Consider the following 19,088-nt stretch of genomic DNA (forward strand, 5'->3'; position numbering starts at 1 on the left):
AGTGCTGGGATGAGATTTGATGAAAAAGCCAGGGAAACAAAACTGGGAAGTAGGGATGAACCTCATCTACTTTTCAGCCTTCCGGGCGGTGATGCTAACTGGAACGGTAAGCGCCGCTGCTGAACTTATAGGGCGCAGTCAACCCGCCGTCAGTCGGCTTCTGAATAAGCTTGAAACCGAGTTGGGTGTCACCCTGTTTGAGCGCAGAAAAGGTTTGATCACGCCGACGTCGGTTGCCCACCTTCTTCTGGATGAAATCGATAGAGCGTATACATCTCTCGATTCTTTGCGAAATTTTGCGGCAACTGTTGCCGAAGGTGAAACCAGCCGTATAACTGCGGCTGTTATGCCCGCCCTTGGGATAAGTTTCATGCCCCAGGCGCTAAAGAAGTTTAAAGATAGCTGGCCTCAAACACGTGTGCAGTTGAATATACGGCTTTCTGCCAAGATCGAAGAATGGGCGGCGTCCCAACAGCTGGATTTTGGTCTTGCTGAACTCCCATTCCGCAGATCTGGCTTTCAAACAGAAGTTTTCAGCGATGCCTCTTATATTGCTGCGGTTCCACGTGACCACCATCTCGCGAGCCGCGACAAAATTGAACCACCGGATCTTCGAAACGTACCATTTGTATCATTTGCGTCATTCACCGCAGCTGGCCCGATTATTGCGCAGGCATTCCGCGCGGCGGGTGAAAAACTGGACCCAGCTTATGAAACAACGATTTCCGCTGCGGCATATGAATTCGCCAAAATTGGCCTGGGGGTCGCGCTTATAGACCCTTATACGGCCATTCACCAACTTGATGATCGGGTAATGCTGGTGCCATTCCTGCCTAAAATACCGTTCAACGTGGCGCTTCTTCGCCCTTACTCCCGTCCGCAAAGTCGCGTGTCGGAAGCGCTTCTGGACCTTCTTTTCAGCGAGCGAGACGCAGTGTTGGCGAAGTTGCCGCACTTTTGACGGATAGGAATCAGACTTCCGGGGGCTCATCCATTATGCATTTACTGCATATAGGAGGCCAATTTTTTTATTTTGAGCATTCCGAATTAGCTGCTGTACTCGCCCGACGCCTAGGAAGGGAGCAGTTAAATGAGGATGGAGGCCGCGCGGGACGAAAGTTATGATGTGATCGTCATTGGCGGCGGTATCAACGGTACCAGCGCTGTCCGCGAACTCTCCGCCGCTGGGTACAAGGTCTTGCTTGTTGAAAAGGGTGATTTCGCAAACGGCGCGTCGAGCAGATCGTCCAGGATACTCCACTGCGGTCTAAGATATTTTGAGACGAGACATCCGGTCCGCACGTTCGCATCGTCGCCTTTGAAGTTGAAGAACGCGATTTCCATGGCGCGTGCCGCTATGAATGCGCGGGAAGAACTGGTGCGTCTCCAACCAATGCGATGCAAGCCTTTCAAAATGTGCTTTCCTTTATACGAAGCGGATGATCTGCGTGGATGGCACCTGGATATTGGGCTTTCGCTCTTGAAGCGTCTTGGATCGGGGCGACTGCCGCTGGAGTACCAACGGCACAAGCGCAACTTTGATAGCTCAGTGCCTTTGGCAAAGGACCTTCGAGATCGGAAACAACTGAAGTCGATAGCGACTTACCGCGAATACATGATGGACTGGCCCGATAGGCTTTGCGTCGATGCGGCCATCGAAGCAGAGAAGCTAGGCGCTGATGTCCGTTTGTTCACCAGTGCGAGCATCAGAGAAAAAAACTCTGATGGGCTGTGGCGGGTCGATCTTAGCACCGCAGATCGTGAAATGAGCAGCGTGTTCGCACCTATCATTCTCAATCTTGCCGGAACTTGGATCGATGACGTTCTACAGGGAGTGTCCGGGGAGGGGAAGGATCGTCTGATTCACGGGACGAAAGGCGCGCATATAGTCGTTCGTCTTCCGGATTATTATCGTGGTCATGGGGTCGCGGCGCTTAACCGATTGGGAATGCCGATTTATTGTCTGCCGTTCAATGAGGACCTGTATCATATTGGCCCGACTGAAACCTATTTCGAAGGCGACGCCAGTAACGTTAAGGCCGATGACGTCGATATTGAGTTTCTACTCGATGAAATCAATTTTCTTCTCCCAGCCCTCAAACTGACGAAACACAACGTCGAATTTACCTGGGCCGGTGTGCGGCCGTTGACCTTCAATCCCAAAAATCCTGACGGCGACAGAGTTCGGCAAATTCATGATTTGAAGGGCAAAGGCCATTCGGGAATTTTCGCGATGACCGCCGGACCAGTTATGAGCCATATGAGTGCAGGAAGGGAGCTGCTGGCGACAGTAGATGCAAACATTCCGATGCGGCTTGATCGGCAAAGAAGGCCAGTGCAGCAGACGAATACACCGTTGGGGACCGATGAAGGCGCGTTGTCGTTTCGGCATTATGTCTCGTACGAACACGCCCAGGATCTGAAAGGTATCTTCTATACCCGTAGCGGCATAGGTTGGGGGCGGCACATAGACCGAGCCACTGCAACTGATGCGGCCAGTGAAATCGCGGATTTGCTAGGATGGGAGCCAGAGCAGATCGAGCGCGAAGTAGATAAGTTTCTTCAATACCAACGGGAAATTCACCGTTCGGGAGAGCCTGCAAAATCCTAACGAAACAAAAAAGAGGAGTGAACAGAAATGGGTATGCGCAGACATCAAAATCTTGCTTTGGTGGCAGTTTCCACACTTACTATGGCGATTTCGCTTTTTGCGAGCCAGGCTCGTGCTGATGGCGAGCGATTGAAGGAAATCCTGGAGCGCGGCACTCTCCGTGTTGGTTTGCAAGGGGCTTTCAAGCCCTGGTCTTTCCCAGGTGCGGACGGCAATCTTCAAGGTATCGAAGTTGATCTCGCCAAGAGCGTCTCGGATGCGCTGGGTGTCAAACTAGAGCCCGTCATTATTACATCTGCGAACCGCATGCAGTTCCTCCAGCAGAACCGGATCGATCTGATTGTCGGCGGTATGTATGATACTGCGGAACGTCGTAAGGTGATCGGCATTATTGAACCCGCTTACTGGGCCTCGGGGCCGACCTTGCTTGCCAAGAAGGGTGTCATCAAAAGCTGGGACGACATTGCCGGAAAGCCGGTGTGCGGAAAGCAGGGAAACTACTATAATCAACAAGTCGAACGGCAACTGAAAGCAAAGCTGATTGCATTTACCGGAAATTCCGAAGGTAAGGAAGCTCTGCGTGCTGGACGTTGCATTGCTTGGGTCTACGATGATGTCAGCATCATGGCTGATCTCGAGACACCAGAGTGGCAAGATTACGAAATGCCTGTTCAGGCCCTCTATAATAATCCGTGGGCTGCTGCTGTCCCGCTTGAAGAACGCGATAAGGGTTGGGGCGCATTCATGGCGGGTATGGCATATCGCTGGCAAGCTGATGGTACGCTGATTGAACTCGCCAAGAAATGGAGTGTAGCACCGTCTGATTGGTTCACCGAGCAGAATAAGAAGCTCCATTGGGATACCGCTTACCTCGAGCCGAAAGAGTAAGGCCGGTGCTTTCTGATCAGCAGTAGCTCGGAGTGATGATGATCGAACATATATCAAGTTTCTTCCGCAATCTGAACGAGACTGCGGGCTTGAACTTTATCGTCTTCTATGACGACTACGAGTTCAGCCGCTTTCTTGAAGGGGCGTTGATTTCACTGCGGCTTATGGCGTTTTCCATCTTGCTGTCGCTGGTGATCGGCGTGTTGGGAGCTTGGGCACAAACGTCAAAAAGCGCGATAATTCGCGTGGCGGTTGATGCTTATATCCAGGCGTTTCGAAATACACCTCCGATGATCCAGCTTTTGTTTTTCTACTTCGGTCTGGGTGCGTTCACGCCAGCCGTTGACATGGGGGGATATTACGAGCCCATTATCTCTTCTTTTGGGTGGGCTGTAATCTCGCTTGGTATCTTTGGTGGGGCGTTCAACGTCGAGATATTCCGGGCTGGCCTGGAAGCCGTTCCTGAAACGACAAAAGAAGCGGCTGAAAGCCTCAGCTTTTCGAACTGGCAAATCTATATGTATGTGACACTTCCACTGGCGTTTCGCATTAGCCTGCCAGCTTTGACGAATAACCTAGTGAGTTTGGCCAAAACAACCTCGCTTGCTTATGTTATCGCCGTTCCAGAAATGACCTATGTCCTCAATCAGGTTTGGTCGGACAACATCAACGTGCCTGAGATGATCCTCGTGCTTTTTGTGTTCTATGTCGCGGTTGTGAGTATCCTCGCCTGGGGCCTCCACGCTCTCGAACGCCGTTTGGCACTACCGGGGTATGGACATGAATAAGCGCGCTTTCACAATTGTTCCTTCGCATTACGGCGTAACGGCATTCTCTAGCGCTCTGTCGTTGCGATACGGAATTGTTCTCGTTGCAATGTTTTTCGGATCATTGTGTGTCGCTTATGCGCAAACAATGAATGCCGGAACGCCGACTGCAGTCGAGACACTTTTCGGGTGGGTTCCATTCATCTTGCGTGGCTTCTTGCTGAACCTCTATATGAGTTTTTTAGCGATGGCCTTGGCGACGGTTCTCGGAATTCTGCTCGGTCTCATGCAGATCAGCTTGTTCTGGCCGGTAAGAGCCATTGCGCGCCTGGTGACGCATCTCCTGAGAAACTCGCCTTGGCTCGTTATTCTCTTCATCGCCATGTATATGATGCCAGAGGATTTTGGTCTTCCGGGCGGGATTGTGATACCGTTTCCTGGCTGGATGAAAGCAACCGTCGCTTTTGCGCTGCCCGTCATGGGCAACATAAGCGAGATCGTCCGTGGGGCGGTTCGATCCATTCCGTCGGGGCAGTGGGAATCGGCCGAAAGTCTTGGCTTTACCCGTGTTCAGACACTTTGGAACATCATATTGCCACAGAGCTTCCGGCGTTCAATACCTCCATGGATGAACTGGTACGCGCTACTTACGCTCTCCACTCCGATGGCCTCTATTTTCAGCGTCAGAGAGTCTGTTGCCAACGCACAGGCTGCAATGGAAGCGTCGGGCGGACGGCCGGAATTTCTCTTTCCGTTCTATCTGTTCCTTCTCTGTCTGTTCTTCGCGTACATCTATCCAATCGCGCTTCTGACAAGGAAACTGGAGAAAAGATATGCTGCATAAAGAAAATATCGATGCACCCCCTCTGGTTTCTCTAAAGGACGTGCACAAGGCGTATGGCGATCTGGAAGTTATCAAAGGGATCAGTCTTGATGTTCGCAAAGGTGAGGTGATCTGCATCATCGGTCCGTCGGGTTCGGGCAAATCGACTCTCATACGTTGTATCAATGGTCTAAGCCCAGTGCAGAAGGGCTCGATAATCGTCGCCGGGCAGGAGGTGAATGATCCCAAGCTCGACAAGCTCGCATTGCGGCGAAAGGTCGGAATAGTCTTTCAGCAGTACAATCTGTTTCCGCATAAGACGGTTTTGCAGAACGTCATGATGGCGCCGATCAAGGTCCTGCGTGAACCAAAACAGGAAGTTGAGGAACGGGCGCATGCTCTGATTGCAAAAGTCAAACTTACTGGCAAGGAAAATCAGTATCCCGGCCAGCTGTCAGGTGGTCAGCAGCAGCGCGTCGCCATCGCGCGAAGCCTGGCCATGCGTCCTGACGTTATGCTTTTCGATGAAGTTACCGCAGCGCTCGATCCTGAAACCGTCAAGGAAGTATTGGCGACGATAAAGGAACTCGCGTCCGACGGGATGACCTGCATTCTGGTTACCCATGAAATGGGCTTCGCACGCGAAGTGGCCGATCACATCTACTTCACGGATCGAGGTGTGATCGTCGAGCATGCTCCACCGAAAGAGTTCTTTACCTCAGCCAAGGATCCTCGGACCCAACAGTTCTTAAGTCAGATATTCTAGCCGAAGTACGACACGACAATCATCAGTAGCATCAGGAACATGCCAGGCCGAGCGCCAGGTGTGAACGGGTTTCTATAAACCAAAGGGAAAAGCGATGTACCAGCAAGCCTCCAACGGTGTCAAAAATGACCCACTGCTGCAGCCGCTGAAAATCAAGCATCTTGAACTTCGCAATCGCATCATGAGCACCAGCCACGCGTGTGGTCTGGAGGTCAGCGGGCTGCCGCTTGAAGCCTATCAACGGTATCATGAAGAAAAGGCCAAGGGTGGAATAGCCCTGTCGATGTTCGGTGGATCCTCCAATATCGATATCGATTCTCCGAATGTCTTTCGGCAACTGAATGTTGGAACAGATGACATCATCCCACATTTTCAGCAGTTTGCCGAGCGTATGCACCGCCACGGTGCAGCGCTCATGTGTCAGATAACACATCTTGGCCGACGCGGCGAAAGTTATGGCGGCGATAGGCTGGCGATGATTGCGCCGTCGCCCCTCCGTGAGACGCTTCATCGCAGCATACCCAGAGAGATGGACGACCATGATATTAATCGCGTTGTGAAGGCATTTGCTGCTGCGGCGCTGCGATGCAAGGAGGGAGGGCTGGACGGCATCGAAACGCATGCTGGTGGTCACATGATAGGGCAGTTCCTGTCTCCGATTTCCAACCGCAGAACCGATCGCTTTGGCGGATCGCTCGAAAACAGAATGCGGTTTCCGCTGATGGTGCATGAAGCTATCAGAAAGGCCGTGGGTGATGATTTCGTCGTTGGTATCCGCATGGCAGTGGATGAAGGACCCGATGGCGGCATGGGTTTCGAGGAATCTCTGAAGGTTGCACAAGCACTTCGCAATATTGGCGGGATCGATTTTTTCAATGCGATTTATGGCATGATGGACACGACCCGTGGTCTCGCGGAAGACGCTATGCCTGGAATGGGATCGCCGCTTGCACCTTGGGTCGAGCCGGTCGGAGGTTTCCGCCAGGAGCTCGATATTCCGGTATTCCATGCCGCACGTATTTCCGATGCTGCTTCCGCCCGATACGCTATCCGCGAAGGCAAAATGGATATGGCGGGCATGACCAGAGCGCAGATCGCTGATCCATACCTTGCAAGTAAAATAGCGTCGGGACGAGAAAGCGAAATCCGGCCATGCGTGGGCGCTACACATTGCCAGTCGCCGCATCGTCCCGCGTGTCTTCATAATCCGGCAACGGGAAGAGAAACAGTCCTGCCTCAGGTCTTTACTAAAACCGAAAGCGCCAAACGTAAGGTCGTCGTGGTTGGCGGGGGGGCCGCAGGCCTTGAGGCCGCCAGAATATGCGCGGAACGGGGTCATGAGGTTTCGTTGTTTGAAGCGGCATCCGATTTCGGCGGTCAGCTTCTTCTTGGCGCGAAGGGTTCGTGGCGTGGTGACCTCATCGGCATCGTTGAGTGGCGCGTGGCTGAACTTAATCGTCTCGGCGTGTCCCTCCAAACGAATGCTTATCTTGATGAAAATGAAATCCTGGCGCTGAATCCTGATGTTGTCTTGCTGGCAACGGGCGGCATGCCGCAAATTGATCTTCTGCACGGCGGTGATCTATGCGTTTCGACGTGGGATATCCTGGCTGGTCAGTCCAAGCTATCGGGTGAAGTTCTCGTCGTTGATGGCACCGGGCGACATCCGGCTCCGCTGGCGGCCGAGAAGGCCGTTGGCTTTGGGGCCAAGGTCCAATTCGTCACCATAGACGCCCAAATCTGTGAAGAATTGACTTATGCCGAACGTTTACGCTGGAAAAAGCTATTTCTGAAATTTGGCCTTTATCCCAAAACCGAAACACGTTTGACGGAAGTCCACCGCCAGGACAACCGACTGATCGCAACGCTTGTGAACGATATTACGCGAGAAACAGAAACAATTGTGGTCGATCATGTTGTTGTGGAGCAAGGAAGTGTTCCGTCCAACGAAGTTTTTGAAGCGCTTCGATCCAGTTCTTCAAATGACGGTGTTACCGACTTGCGCGCTATGGTTGACGCCACGCCTCAGCCTATCCGCGAAAGACTTGGATTTGAGCTTCACCGGATAGGAGATGCTCTTGCCAGTCGGAACATTCACTCCGCGATGTTGGACGCAATAAGAATATGCAGCTCGCTTTGAGAATTTTGGGAGCGTATTCAGCGTCCGAATTTATCCAGCAGTTGATACCATGCGGCTACTGTACGGACGGCTGGCGCTCTCATCGAGAAAAATGGAATATCTACCGGTTTCTGGCGCCGCATCAGCGCCAGATCAGGCTTTTCGCCTTGCAAAAGATCAATCGCGTAGCGTCCCAGAAGGCTCGACATCGCGATTCCCGTTCCATTGTAGCCGAGCGAAAAGCCAATATTCTTATCGATCAACCCGATTTGTGGAAGACTGTCCATCGTCATGGCAACAAGCCCCGACCAGCGATTGACGATCCCGTAGTCTTTCAACTGCGGGAAGATATCAGACATTGCTCTTTCAAGGGTCGCATAGGCGGCCATGGAGTCATTTCTGCCGAATGCGCCCCTACCGCCAAAAAGCAAGCAGTCTCCGCTACGTCGGAACCATCGCATCATTCTTCGCGTCTCGCTGTAGCTCCGATTGTTGCAAAGAATTTCATCAAAAACAGAACTGGGCAACGCTTCCGTCGAGATGATCGCACTCCTGAACGGTATGATGGTCTTACGCACATTGCCGGTGACAGGCGTGATGTCGGAATAGGCATTCGTTGCGATCAGAATCTGTTTGCACCTGATCGATCCGAATTTTGTACAAACGAGTTTTGCCGGGCCTTCTTCCGCGATGCGAAGAGCGGGACTATTTTCGTAAATGAGGCCTCCGGCCAAAAGAACGGCGTTGGCCAAACCCCGGCAGTAACTAAGAGGATGTATAGTGCCAGCATGGGAGTTCAAAACTCCTCCATAGAAGCGCGTACTTCCGGTCTCTGCCGCAACCTCATTCGCATCAAGCACTGTGATGCTCGTATCGCCGAATATGTCCCTGATTGTCTTCGCTTCTTCCACGAGCGCCGCGAAGGCGGCCTCGTTATGCGCACAGCGAATGTTCCCGGTTTTCGCCAGATTCGCTTCTCGGATCTGAAATCGCTCGACATAGCTTTCAACGCAATCCATGGCTTTGTGACCGAGCGCGTTCATGCGTTGAGCGACTTGCCTGCCGTGAGTTTGCGCCATGACGCTTAGTGATACACGATACTTCGTTGATACCACGCCGCCATTTCTTCCTGATGCGCCGAAGCCGACTTCTTCTGCTTCGAGAACAACAGGTTTCAAACCAAGTTCAATTGCTCTTACGGCGGCCGACAAGCCTGTATACCCACCTCCGATGATGACCAAATCAGCGGCAATGTCGTCCTGCAATGTCTTGCAGTTCAGAGGTGGTGTTGCAGTCTCACGCCACAAAGATCGGGGTAGGCCGAGTTCTCGCATCTGGAAAATACCTGGGCTTATTTACAAGTTATTTTCTCTCGCTTTCGACAGCATCGGCGAGTTCTCGCAGGGTCGAGAAATGGAAGTCCGGCGTCGTCACTACTTCCGGAACAGGCGTTCCACCGAAACCCTTGAGACCCTTTCGGCGCTCGATCCAGCAGACTTTGTATCCAAGCTCTTTAGCGACGCCTATATCGTGGTACTGGCTCTGGGCAACATGCAGGATTTCATCCTGCTTGAAACCAAATGCCGATTGGCGCCCAAGATTGTAGGAAAAGAAGCGTGGATCCGGTTTTGGATACCTTGCATCGTCAGCAGTGACGCTGTCGTGAAACGGGTTGCCGAGCTTGTTCGAATTGGCGCTGAAACCGACACGATCATAATTGGTCATCGCAACAAGTCTAAAATGCCTACGCAATCGTCTGAGCGCTTCAGCGGAATCCTCGAATGCGGGAAATTCAAAGAAGTGGCTATGAAATTTGTCACCCGCGGCGCTGTCGTCCGACAGCCCAAGTTCTTTCGCAGCGTAGAGATAAACTTCGCGCATGACCTCGCTTGCGCGGCCCGGAAATTTCTCCCTTGCTTTCAGATAGGGCTGGAAAATCTGATCATCACTCAGCGTCTTCGCGGCCGCTCCGCCTGCGGCGCGAAAACCATCCAGAATACCCTTCTCGAAGTCGATGCAGGTTCCGACGATATCAAAAGTCAGAACTTTAAAATTTTCGAAGGCCATGAAAATTGTTTCTCCTATTCCGGGCACAAGCCAGTTGTCTGGCTACATTGGGATACTTGAGACAAATCCATCAATTCCAAAAATAATCACCTCTGGGGTTACATTTTGTAATGTCACATATTCGACGGCTCCTTCCCTCGCTCAACGCACTCGTCGCCTTCGAAGCGGCAGTCCGATGCGGAACATTTGCAAACGCGGCACGGGAACTTGGGGTTACAAGTCCCGCAGTCAGCCGCACCATCGGGCGTCTGGAGCTTCATCTCGGAATGCAGCTTTTCAAACGAACGCCGATGGGAGCAGAACTGACGGAACAAGGAGGTGATCTTTTTGCGGAAGTCTCGAAGAGCTTTTCAAACATTGAACGTGTTTTGGCTGGACTAAGACAAAATGCGCAAACGAAGCGACGCACGCTGCGAATATCAGTCTCAGGGGCTTTCGCTACGCATTGGTTTATGCCGCGGATGAACCAATTCCAAGCGCTGTTTCCTGATGTAGACATTCAGTGGCAACTGATCATCGGGCCGCTCGATTGTCCGGTTAACGACGCGGATATCGCGATGCGGTTCGATCCGAAAGTGGATGACCGGTATCGAATTTTTCCACTTATGCCAGAGATTCTGCTGCCTGTGCGATCTCCGGCCTTCGATTTCAATTCGAAACAGTCCCAGTCGGGTTTGAATCAGGTGATTACTCTTAGCGGGTCACAGTTCAGATGGGCAGATTTGTATTCCGTTGATGCACTGACAGAGATAGCCCGGGAACTTCAATTCTCGGATTACAATGTCGTTGTACAGGCCGCGCTGATGGGACAAGGCAACGCTATCGGCTGGTTAAGTGTGGTGTCAACCTTGCTGGCCAACGGCTCGCTCGTTCCATCGCATCCTGTTGTGGTTTCGACTGGCCGAAGCTGTAATCTAGTGACTTCGATCAAAACGGATGAATGGTTCATTCGCGACATTTGCGACTGGATCATCGATGAATATCGACGGGATGTGAGAGAGATTAACAAAGCATACGAAGGACTGATCAACGAATTCTGAGATTCGCCGCCCGTAGCGGCAATCCAAACTTCGCTGTCGCTTTGATCAAAAAGTAAATGGTCGCGGGTTTCTATCCGATGCGCGTATGATGTGCTCTTGACTGGCAATCAGGTGGTTGTGCCGACAGCTCATTATGCCCACTTCAGCACATTTTTTGGCCGTACCGGACTTTCTGCTTCCGGCCCATTCAAGACCGTGTCACCCGTTCGAGATCATCAAAACGGCCGATCATGCGGATGGCGTTATACTCTTTTTAACTGTGAAAGGGCTCATAAAGAGCAGCGCCAGCTTTGAGGGCCGCTAGCTTGAGCCGCTTGTCTCGAGTCCAAAGGGATGTGCGCTGATCAAGTAGGACAGAAGCGAGCAAGTGAGCATCCGTGTAGCCAATACCCATGCTAAAAACGCTATGCCTCTCAATGAGAGTCATAACCTCGTCGTGGGTTGCTACGATAGTCTCACGCTGTGCGCGGAGAAAAGTTAACACAGCGGTCCTGTCGCGTAGGCTGCCCAAAGCAAGCTCGCCAATAACTGCCGGATGGCAAAGCAGAAGATCGTTACCAATAATTTTTACAAGATCGTTATCACCTCGGCGGAAATGATCAATCCAAATGGAAGTATCTGCTAGTATCACTTATTCACTGAGCTCCGACGGCGGGGGGCGGCTTCAGCGTCCGGCATGGTACCTCCAAGAGCGATAAGCCGTTTACCAGTCTCGACGCGCACGAGTGCTTCTAACGCTTGGCGGACCAAAGCGGCTGTCTCCTTTGTGCCCGTCAGGGATCTGGCTTTTTCCAAGAGATTATCATCAAGATTAATGGTTGAACGCATAAAACTACCTCCTGCAGTTGAGTTAATTTATCACCAAATGGTGCTAATTTCAACACTTGGGTTGTCACTCTGATTTACATGCGTGGCTATCGTAAGTTGTTATGAGGAGGCTCGGCATTCTCACACTTCTGACTGGCAATCTAATGGAAGAATTGGCAATCAGACGTGAACGCCTCAGACGCTTTCAACCCGCAAAACCGCTAGGATATTCTATCCAAGAACGGAGTTGATGGCCGCTGCGACTGCTGAATTGCTTATGGGCTTGCGCACGATGGTTACGTCGCGAAGCTTTTCGGGGATGAGCACCCTGTCGCTATAGCCTGTCGTAAAAAGAAAAGGGATTTTCAGCTTTAGAAGCAATTCGGCGATATTTTCCGAAGTACGGTCTCCCAGATTAAAATCGAGAATTGCAAGATTGGGTTTGGAACGTTCAATCATCTCGAATGCCTCAGGCGCACTCGAGGCAAGATGAATATGCTCGGCGCCCAATTTTCGTAAGGTGTTTTCCATATCAAGGGCAATCAGGCTCTGATCTTCGACAACCAGAATCTTCATTCCATTGATGTGGGTTTTCTCGACAATGTCTTTTGGAATATCTGCCGTGATCAACTCGTCGTTTAATTGCGTCACATATACAGATGGAACAGAAAACTGCGCCTGAAGCCCATCCCGGTGGTATTCGATTTTGACTTTTCCCCGGAGGTCGTATTCGAAAGAATTTCTTATCAGCTTGCTACCGAATCCCGTTCGTGACGGCCACGTAACGGATGGCCCATTGGCTTCGTTCCAGAATACTTCGCAATCACCGGATGCTACCAGTTTCCACCTGATTTTCAGGCGTCCATTCGGAACCGAAAGCGCGCCATATTTCGCAGCATTTGTCATCATTTCGTGGAAGACCATGGCGATAACGCCAAATGCTCTTTGATCGAGATGGACCGGTGGACCTTCCAGAGTTATGCGACCGGGTGTGTCAATATAAAGATTGACTTCGGTTTTGAGCAAACTTGCTAGCGAACCGCCGTTTTCGCCGTCCAAAGACTGGTCGTGAGCTGATGCGAGTGCGCGTAATCGCCCTTCAAGCGTTTGAGCGTAGTCAGCAACATTCGCAGCGTTGGCTCCCGTCTGAAGCGCAATCGACTTGACCAGAGAAAGAATGTTCTTAACGCGATGATTGAGTTCGGCGTTCAAAACCCGACGTCGCTGTTCAGTTTTCGCTCTTTCCTGTTCAGACAGTTCATTTTGCCGAAGGATGACGTCGCGTAAGTAAGTGCCAATCGACTGCGCTACTGAGAGATCTGTAGTGGTCCAGGGCGTTGAACGCCCACGAACTTCTTCCCGCCAGGTATAGAAGCTGCCTCTGGGCGTTAATCGGGTACCGAAAGGTGTTTCGACAGTAGTCTTCACCGGCTCTCCCGCCCATTCGATGGCGTGGGCCTCCTCATTGCGGAACAGTACAAGATAATCACTGAACGCCATGGAAAGTGGAATTGCGAGCATGCCTGCAACGCTTCCGGCGTAGTCGGCCAAGTGGGTTCTGATTTCCTGGCTTGCCCAAAGCTCGCGTGGAGATTCATCGCCTGCAACTTTGAGTAGTTGGCGCGTTTGATGTTCGTTGAGCGTATCGCCACGTTGAAGCCACTGCCCGTTCATCAACAATGCAGCCCCGTTGCCTGCAACCAATTCGGGAAACCGGCTGAGTTGTTCCCCCAGACTGTCGCGAATTTCATCACCGATACTCAGTTGCGACACAATAGTGTCGAGCTTGGTTCGTGCGTCTGCTGTGATCTGCAGTGTTTTTCGTCTGTCACAATCGGCTATATGTAGCGAAAAATACTGCCCGAACAGTTCAGCTCCTATGCGCAGAGGAAGAGGGGTGACTTTCTGACTGTCGTGATGACAGGAAATCAGGCCCCATAGTTCACCATCAACAACAATCGAAATCGACAATGACGCGGAGACACCCATATTCTGCAGGTATTGGCAGTGGATCGGGGAAACACTGCGCAACTGCGCAAAGGACATGTCGACAGCAGGTTCGTCTGCTGCAAGTGAGGGACAAAGTGCAACGGGCTGATAGGATGTGTCGGAAATCATCCTGATTGTATTGACAAGATAGAGACGTCGAGCCTGGAGGGGTATATCCGATGCAGGAAAATGCTGTCCCATGAAGCTGCCAAGCGCGGGTGATTTTGCCTCCGCAATGACGCGACCTGCTCCGTTATGGAGAAATTGATAGATCATCACACGGTCGTAACCCAGCATGGCCTTGACGAGGCGCGCGCCCGTTGCAGCGACCCTCTCTACTGTTTCCTCGCGACCAATGCGATGGATGACGCTACGCGTGAGATCAAGTGCCTGCCGGGCACTTTGCCCTCGATCCGCGCAGGGCTCTATTTCGACAAAAGTCTTTCCCAGATGCGTGTGGATCACAGCGTCAAAAAGCGTGGATTTGCCTGGAAAGCGAAGCCCAAGTACCACTGAGGATAAGCCCGGCTCTCTCGCTTTGGCCGCGGCGTTACGGAAATCATGCGCATTTTTCTCGCCAACAATCAAAGAAATGTCGGTGCCAGGGATCAAATCCCCTCGATAGCCCGTTATGCATGGAATATTAGCAGAAGCAAAAAGGAAATTTTGGCCAGACTGATCCATAACGAGCATTGCGCCGTGCGGTTGGATCGAACCAGGAATGTGGATTGGTTCGAGATCACAATTGGTGAGATTAACAGGTTCGGACATATCCATTGCGGCAGAACTTTCCGGACTTAACCGTTCGTGAGCGCACCTTTTGCAGGATTGCTAAACTATCTGAGAGCTGAAAACGGCTAGACGTTGTGACCGCTGACAAACGAAAATATCCGTTGAGATGGTATTATCAACGATGGAGCATGAAAACAAACCCGTCTTTTCAATGGGTTAGGTTAATTGCGTCTAAAAGTAACATAGACCGAAAGGATCGTCCGTCCACTATTGGACACAACGGCCGCGAAAAGAGGAACTCGACTGTATGAATTTAACATCGACCCACGAGATGTCGGGCAATTTGCTTCTGATGATGCTCAATGAGGAAGACCGACAAAAGCTGCTGCCCCATACGGTCTTCTACGAACTTGAGGCGGAGGCTGTTTTGCAGAAGGCCGGAGACGATGTTGTTCACACTTGGTTTCCGTGCGGATCCGCGTTGGCGAGTTTTCAGCGCTGGGTCGACGAAGACAACAGCGCTGTCGAGATTGCGTTGATCGGGAGGGAAGGGGCTGTAGGAGGTATTGTGTCGAACGGCAGTTTACCCGCCTATGCCACTGCCATCGTTCGTAACTCGGGAAGTTTTATCAGGATCAAAACGGCTGCACTCGAACAGTTGAAGCTGGATTCCATCTCGCTTCGGCACTGGTTTGCGCGCTATTCCGATTGCCTGATGGCACAGGTATTTCAAACAGCTGCGTGTAACGCGACCCATACGATAACACAGCGAACCGCCAAATGGCTGCTGTCAGCGGCAGAACGAACTGGCACAGATCAGTTTGAAATGACGCACGATCAGTTGTCGGAAATGCTTGGAGTTGGCAGGACATTTGTAACGCGCATTGTCGGTCAATTGCGCAATGAGGGCATCATTGTCACCAGGCGCGGGTTATTTATCATTAAGGACAAGAGCGCTTTGAAGCGCAAATCGTGCAAGTGCACACAGGAAATCGAAGAGCATTACGATGCAGTAATGCATGGAATTTATTCATAAAGATAATATTTAGTCTTGGCCCGTGTAACGAATTATGGAAAATTTTGCTAATGAATCAACGCACCGTCCTGCAACGTCGTTGGGATTTGAAGGCGGCTACCGCTCCCTACCACGAACGGATTGACAGGCTTGTTTCGTTTTATGGCATGTTCATTTCGTTGGACGCCTACAGGAAATATCTGGAAGCCACCTGGCGTAGCAGAGTGGCGTTGGAAACATTGCTGGATGTCAGTGACCTGAGACGAGTATTCTCAGATTGGGACAATCATAAAATTCAATCTGAACTTCAAATGGATTATGCGGATCTGTCGGACGGGGAAGAACCGAAGAAGTCGGAATTGCAGTTCGACGCAGGGGCGCCTGTTGATCTGCCTTCAGCGATTGGTACGCTATACGTGCTTGAAGGTTCCGCTTTGGGGGCAACAGTGCTCATCCACAAGGCGCGATTGCTTGGTCTCGGCGCCGGGTACGGTGCGCGACACCTGGCAAAGCAGGTCGGAAACCTGGCCGGTTGGAAGAAGACGGTTGCTTTGCTTCAAACCATGTCGCTCGACAAAAAAGATGAAGAACGGTGCTTCGAAGCCGCGATTGACAGCTTTCGCACGTTTGAGATCAATTACGAGAAAGCGTTTGGTGAGCCATAAGATCGCGAGCAAAATAGGAGCTTGCTGAGCTGCTATGAATTCACTGAGCTGATGCGTGATTTATTGCTAAAAGGTCAGAGTTCGAGAGTGCTGCTTGCGATGACGCCCTACATTTGAAATCTGGTGTGATCCAGATTAAATCTGTTTGCGTATAATCCTGATGAACACAAAAGTTTCGTTCCTCTCGCAACAGTGGCACATGGAAGCTCAGCATAATTTACAGGTTCTGGCTTCGCTACATCTGAGCGGATGGGGTTTAATACGGATGAATGGACAGACCGCACCTGAAGATCAGCCCTCAATGGAGGAATTGATGCTGGCGGTCAGTTCCCGACGCGACGTGGACGCTTTCGAGGTGATTTTCAAGCATTTCGCACCCCGGGTGAAGACTTATATGGCCAAACTGTCTGCTGATACGCAAACAGCGGAAGAATTAATGCAAGAGACCATGATTGCAGTCTGGAACAAGGCAGATCAGTTCGATGTTGCCAAAGGAGCCTTGTCGACCTGGATTTTCACCATCGCACGAAACCAGCGCATCGATGCAGTGCGACGCGCCCGGCGCCCGGAGTTCGACCCAACCGATCCGGCCTTTGTGCCCGATGCGGAACAGCCCGCTGACTTGAGGATTGCCGAACGGCAATCCGCCAGCCAGTTGCGCGCGGCAATGGCTGACTTGCCGAAGGAGCAATCCACCTTGCTTGAACTCGCTTATTTCGAGGAAAGCACGCATAGCGCCATCGCAAAGAAGCTGAACCTCCCGCTTGGCACGGTTAAATCCCGCCTGCGGCTGGCATTCAACAAATTGCGCGCTGCGCTCGATAATTCGGGAGCGCACTGATGGATATCAAGCATCATCTGAGCGACGAACTCCTTTCAAGCTATGCTGCAGGCACGTTGGCCGAGGGTTGGAGTATCGCGGTCGCCACTCATATTGCGCTCTGCCCGGCCTGCCGTTCAAGGCTCAAGCAGTTTGAACAGATTGGCGGGCAGCTTCTTGACGCGGTTGAGCCACAGAAACTCGAAGCATCCACATGGGATAGTTTCAAGGACAGGTTGCAGAAGACACAGCAATCAATGGAACATTCGGCACCGCGCTTCGAGATAAAGCAGCCTGCCGTGATACCGGAACCGCTGCGATCCTATGTCGGTGGCGATTTGCCGGACCTGAAATGGAAATCGCTTGGCCGGGGTGCCTATCAGGTGCCAATCGAGACAGGCGACAGCGAAACGCAGGTTCGCCTTTTGCGAATTCCAGCGGGGAAGCCGGTGCCAGAACATGGGCATGGCGGTCGCGAACTGACATTGGTGTTGAGCGGTAGTTTCTATGATGGAACCGGGCTTTTTGCGCGCGGTGATATTGAGGAAGCGGATGCTGATCTCGTGCATCAGCCGATTGCCTCACCGGATGGCGATTGCATCTGTCTTGCGGTGACTGACGCACCGCTCAAATTCCAGAGCTGGCTTATGCGGCTCGTGCAGCCATTGATCGGCATCTAAAGAAAAGGCGGCATATTTGCCGCCTTTTTCATTAGTTCAACACGACAATTGCCGCATTCAACGCTGTCGCCAGCGATAGCCATATGAGGTATGGCACGAATAGCAGCGCCGAGATGCGATCTGGTTGCCACGCGCGAATGATAAACAAAAGCACGCAAAACCAGACGCCGATGATTACGACAAGCCCCAGCACGGTCATGTGAGCGCCGAAGAAAATAGGCGTCCAGATGAAGTTCAATACCATCTGGCCAAACCACAGTCCGCGCCGCTTCCACCCACGATCGCTTATCCATGTGTGCCAGCCTGCAATGGCAATGAAGATATAAAGTATCGTCCAGATGGGGCCAAAGGCTGCGTTAGGCGGGGTAAACCAAGGCTTTTGAAGCGCTGCATACCATTCGCCCGGCGGGAAACCGATACCGATTGCCATTCCTACAACAATGATGACGAAGACGAAGACGGCCAAAAGACCCCATCTTTGCATATGCTTACTCCAACCTAGCCGCTGCTCCGCGACGTAACCCAATAGCCAATATAGGCTGACGCGGCAGACAGGACAGTGCCCCAGACCACGTCTGCGATTGTCAGGGTCCAAGACCAGTTTTTCAAAGTGGCCTGATTGGTCAGATCATAAGTCGCATAAGCGACGAATCCGAGAAGCGCACCGTGAACGAGCGTGACTGTACCACTACCGGCCAGAAGTCCGGGCTTGACCGCAAAGAAAACCAGTCCAAACACGAAAATCACATAGAAAACGACTGCTGGCGCGAGACGAAAACCTGGCGCAAGCATGTCGCCCATGACAGGGCGGTAAAACACGTTCGCCATGTTGGATAACCACACGGAGTCGATTGCCAGAAATGCAACCGCTGTCACCACATAGGCTATGAGATAATCTTTCATCGATAACTCGCTCTTACTTGATTCGGGTCCAGCCCACATTGCGACACAGGAGGCCAGCCAGAACGCAGCCATTGCTCGTCATGGTATCGCCGTCAACTTTCACGCTGATCTTGTAGGTGAGGTTACGTTGCGGATCGAAAGCTGTGCCAGAATATTGTCCGTTCGCAGTTTCGTTGATGCTCATCACCAGCCGGTCGCCGGTTTTCTCTTTTGGTGTTCCGGGCTTGATCCAGGTATTGGTGGCGCAGATATCCTCGCCGCATTCAGCAATTTTCACTCGCGCATTCCCATCCCCGCGCACCCAGTTGCCGTTGATCTCAGCCGCCTGCGCTGTGAAGGGAAACGACACTGTCATTATGCCAATCGTCAGTATCCATTTCATCGACGCTTCCTCCG

20 protein-coding genes are annotated in these 19,088 nt (G+C 51.9%); 12 read left to right on the top strand and 8 right to left on the bottom strand.

What is annotated here, in order from left to right; all coding sequences use genetic code 11:
• The first annotated feature begins 19 nt into the window (after positions 1 to 19).
• From CES86_RS20390 to CES86_RS20420, 7 genes are all read left to right on the top strand, one after another.
• Entirely contained in the window at positions 20 to 961 is a 942-nt protein-coding gene (locus tag CES86_RS20390; RefSeq protein ID WP_226622753.1) for a LysR substrate-binding domain-containing protein, read from the top strand.
• A 129-nt stretch (positions 962 to 1,090) separates the two neighbouring features.
• Positions 1,091 to 2,611 carry an FAD-dependent oxidoreductase gene (locus CES86_RS20395; protein WP_094515225.1) on the top strand — a complete coding sequence of 507 codons (1,521 nt, stop codon included), beginning with the start codon at positions 1,091 to 1,093 and terminating at the stop codon, positions 2,609 to 2,611.
• A 27-nt stretch (positions 2,612 to 2,638) separates the two neighbouring features.
• Positions 2,639 to 3,499 (top strand): transporter substrate-binding domain-containing protein, encoded by an 861-nt coding sequence (locus tag CES86_RS20400; RefSeq protein ID WP_308669823.1) that lies wholly within the window; start codon positions 2,639 to 2,641, stop codon positions 3,497 to 3,499.
• 38 nt (positions 3,500 to 3,537) lie between these two features.
• Positions 3,538 to 4,287, top strand: a complete 750-nt coding sequence (locus tag CES86_RS20405) for an amino acid ABC transporter permease (RefSeq protein WP_029928513.1) — start codon at positions 3,538 to 3,540, stop codon at positions 4,285 to 4,287.
• Positions 4,280 to 5,110: an amino acid ABC transporter permease gene (locus CES86_RS20410; protein WP_029928511.1), complete on the top strand. Its 831-nt coding sequence runs from the start codon at positions 4,280 to 4,282 to the stop codon at positions 5,108 to 5,110. The genes CES86_RS20405 and CES86_RS20410 overlap by 8 nt, the downstream gene beginning before the upstream one ends.
• Positions 5,100 to 5,855 carry an amino acid ABC transporter ATP-binding protein gene (locus CES86_RS20415; protein WP_029928509.1) on the top strand — a complete coding sequence of 252 codons (756 nt, stop codon included), beginning with the start codon at positions 5,100 to 5,102 and terminating at the stop codon, positions 5,853 to 5,855. The genes CES86_RS20410 and CES86_RS20415 overlap by 11 nt, the downstream gene beginning before the upstream one ends.
• A gap of 94 nt (positions 5,856 to 5,949) precedes the next feature.
• Positions 5,950 to 7,995, top strand: a complete 2,046-nt coding sequence (locus CES86_RS20420) for an oxidoreductase (RefSeq protein ID WP_094515226.1) — start codon at positions 5,950 to 5,952, stop codon at positions 7,993 to 7,995.
• 17 nt (positions 7,996 to 8,012) lie between these two features.
• On the opposite strand, the gene CES86_RS20425 is transcribed toward CES86_RS20420, so the two are convergent.
• Entirely contained in the window at positions 8,013 to 9,239 is a 1,227-nt protein-coding gene (locus CES86_RS20425; protein WP_226622752.1) for an NAD(P)/FAD-dependent oxidoreductase, read from the bottom strand.
• A gap of 97 nt (positions 9,240 to 9,336) precedes the next feature.
• Positions 9,337 to 10,041, bottom strand: a complete 705-nt coding sequence (locus CES86_RS20430) for an HAD-IA family hydrolase (protein WP_094515227.1) — start codon at positions 10,039 to 10,041, stop codon at positions 9,337 to 9,339.
• 110 nt (positions 10,042 to 10,151) lie between these two features.
• On the opposite strand from CES86_RS20430, the gene CES86_RS20435 reads away from it, so the two are divergent.
• Complete coding sequence (locus tag CES86_RS20435; RefSeq protein ID WP_029928501.1) at positions 10,152 to 11,081, top strand: LysR family transcriptional regulator; 930 nt, start codon at positions 10,152 to 10,154, stop codon at positions 11,079 to 11,081.
• Between the two features lie 253 nt (positions 11,082 to 11,334).
• On the opposite strand, the gene CES86_RS20440 is transcribed toward CES86_RS20435, so the two are convergent.
• From CES86_RS20440 to CES86_RS20450, 3 genes are all read right to left on the bottom strand, one after another.
• Positions 11,335 to 11,712, bottom strand: a complete 378-nt coding sequence (locus CES86_RS20440) for a type II toxin-antitoxin system VapC family toxin (protein ID WP_010660356.1) — start codon at positions 11,710 to 11,712, stop codon at positions 11,335 to 11,337.
• Entirely contained in the window at positions 11,709 to 11,909 is a 201-nt protein-coding gene (locus CES86_RS20445) for a type II toxin-antitoxin system VapB family antitoxin (protein ID WP_010660355.1), read from the bottom strand. The genes CES86_RS20440 and CES86_RS20445 overlap by 4 nt, the downstream gene beginning before the upstream one ends.
• Before the next feature lie 210 nt (positions 11,910 to 12,119).
• Complete coding sequence (locus CES86_RS20450; RefSeq protein ID WP_010660341.1) at positions 12,120 to 14,654, bottom strand: HWE histidine kinase domain-containing protein; 2,535 nt, start codon at positions 14,652 to 14,654, stop codon at positions 12,120 to 12,122.
• A gap of 286 nt (positions 14,655 to 14,940) precedes the next feature.
• Here CES86_RS20450 and CES86_RS20455 point away from each other — a divergent pair, with 286 nt between their 5' ends.
• The 4 genes from CES86_RS20455 to CES86_RS20470 all read left to right on the top strand — a co-directional run bounded on the left by CES86_RS20455 (position 14,941) and on the right by CES86_RS20470 (position 17,789).
• Positions 14,941 to 15,645 (top strand): Crp/Fnr family transcriptional regulator, encoded by a 705-nt coding sequence (locus tag CES86_RS20455; protein ID WP_235819963.1) that lies wholly within the window; start codon positions 14,941 to 14,943, stop codon positions 15,643 to 15,645.
• Positions 15,646 to 15,695: 50 nt separating this feature from the next.
• Complete coding sequence (locus CES86_RS20460; protein ID WP_051686662.1) at positions 15,696 to 16,289, top strand: biliverdin-producing heme oxygenase; 594 nt, start codon at positions 15,696 to 15,698, stop codon at positions 16,287 to 16,289.
• A 265-nt stretch (positions 16,290 to 16,554) separates the two neighbouring features.
• Positions 16,555 to 17,130: a sigma-70 family RNA polymerase sigma factor gene (locus CES86_RS20465; protein WP_226622780.1), complete on the top strand. Its 576-nt coding sequence runs from the start codon at positions 16,555 to 16,557 to the stop codon at positions 17,128 to 17,130.
• The gene (locus tag CES86_RS20470) at positions 17,130 to 17,789 is read left to right on the top strand and encodes a ChrR family anti-sigma-E factor (protein ID WP_010660337.1); all 660 of its coding nucleotides are present in this window, start codon (positions 17,130 to 17,132) and stop codon (positions 17,787 to 17,789) included. Before CES86_RS20465 ends, CES86_RS20470 begins: the two co-directional genes overlap by 1 nt.
• A 31-nt stretch (positions 17,790 to 17,820) precedes the next feature.
• On the opposite strand, the gene CES86_RS20475 is transcribed toward CES86_RS20470, so the two are convergent.
• From CES86_RS20475 to CES86_RS20485, 3 genes are read right to left on the bottom strand one after another with little or no spacing between them, the layout of a single operon-like run.
• Positions 17,821 to 18,273: a TspO/MBR family protein gene (locus CES86_RS20475; protein ID WP_010660336.1), complete on the bottom strand. Its 453-nt coding sequence runs from the start codon at positions 18,271 to 18,273 to the stop codon at positions 17,821 to 17,823.
• A 14-nt stretch (positions 18,274 to 18,287) separates the two neighbouring features.
• Positions 18,288 to 18,692, bottom strand: a complete 405-nt coding sequence (locus tag CES86_RS20480; protein ID WP_010660335.1) for a DUF2177 family protein — start codon at positions 18,690 to 18,692, stop codon at positions 18,288 to 18,290.
• Positions 18,693 to 18,705: 13 nt separating this feature from the next.
• Positions 18,706 to 19,074 (bottom strand): DUF2147 domain-containing protein, encoded by a 369-nt coding sequence (locus CES86_RS20485; protein ID WP_029928465.1) that lies wholly within the window; start codon positions 19,072 to 19,074, stop codon positions 18,706 to 18,708.
• Positions 19,075 to 19,088: the final 14 nt, after the last annotated feature.

It is taken from the genome of Brucella lupini (genome assembly GCF_002252535.1).
GTDB classification, from domain to species: domain Bacteria; phylum Pseudomonadota; class Alphaproteobacteria; order Rhizobiales; family Rhizobiaceae; genus Brucella; species Brucella anthropi.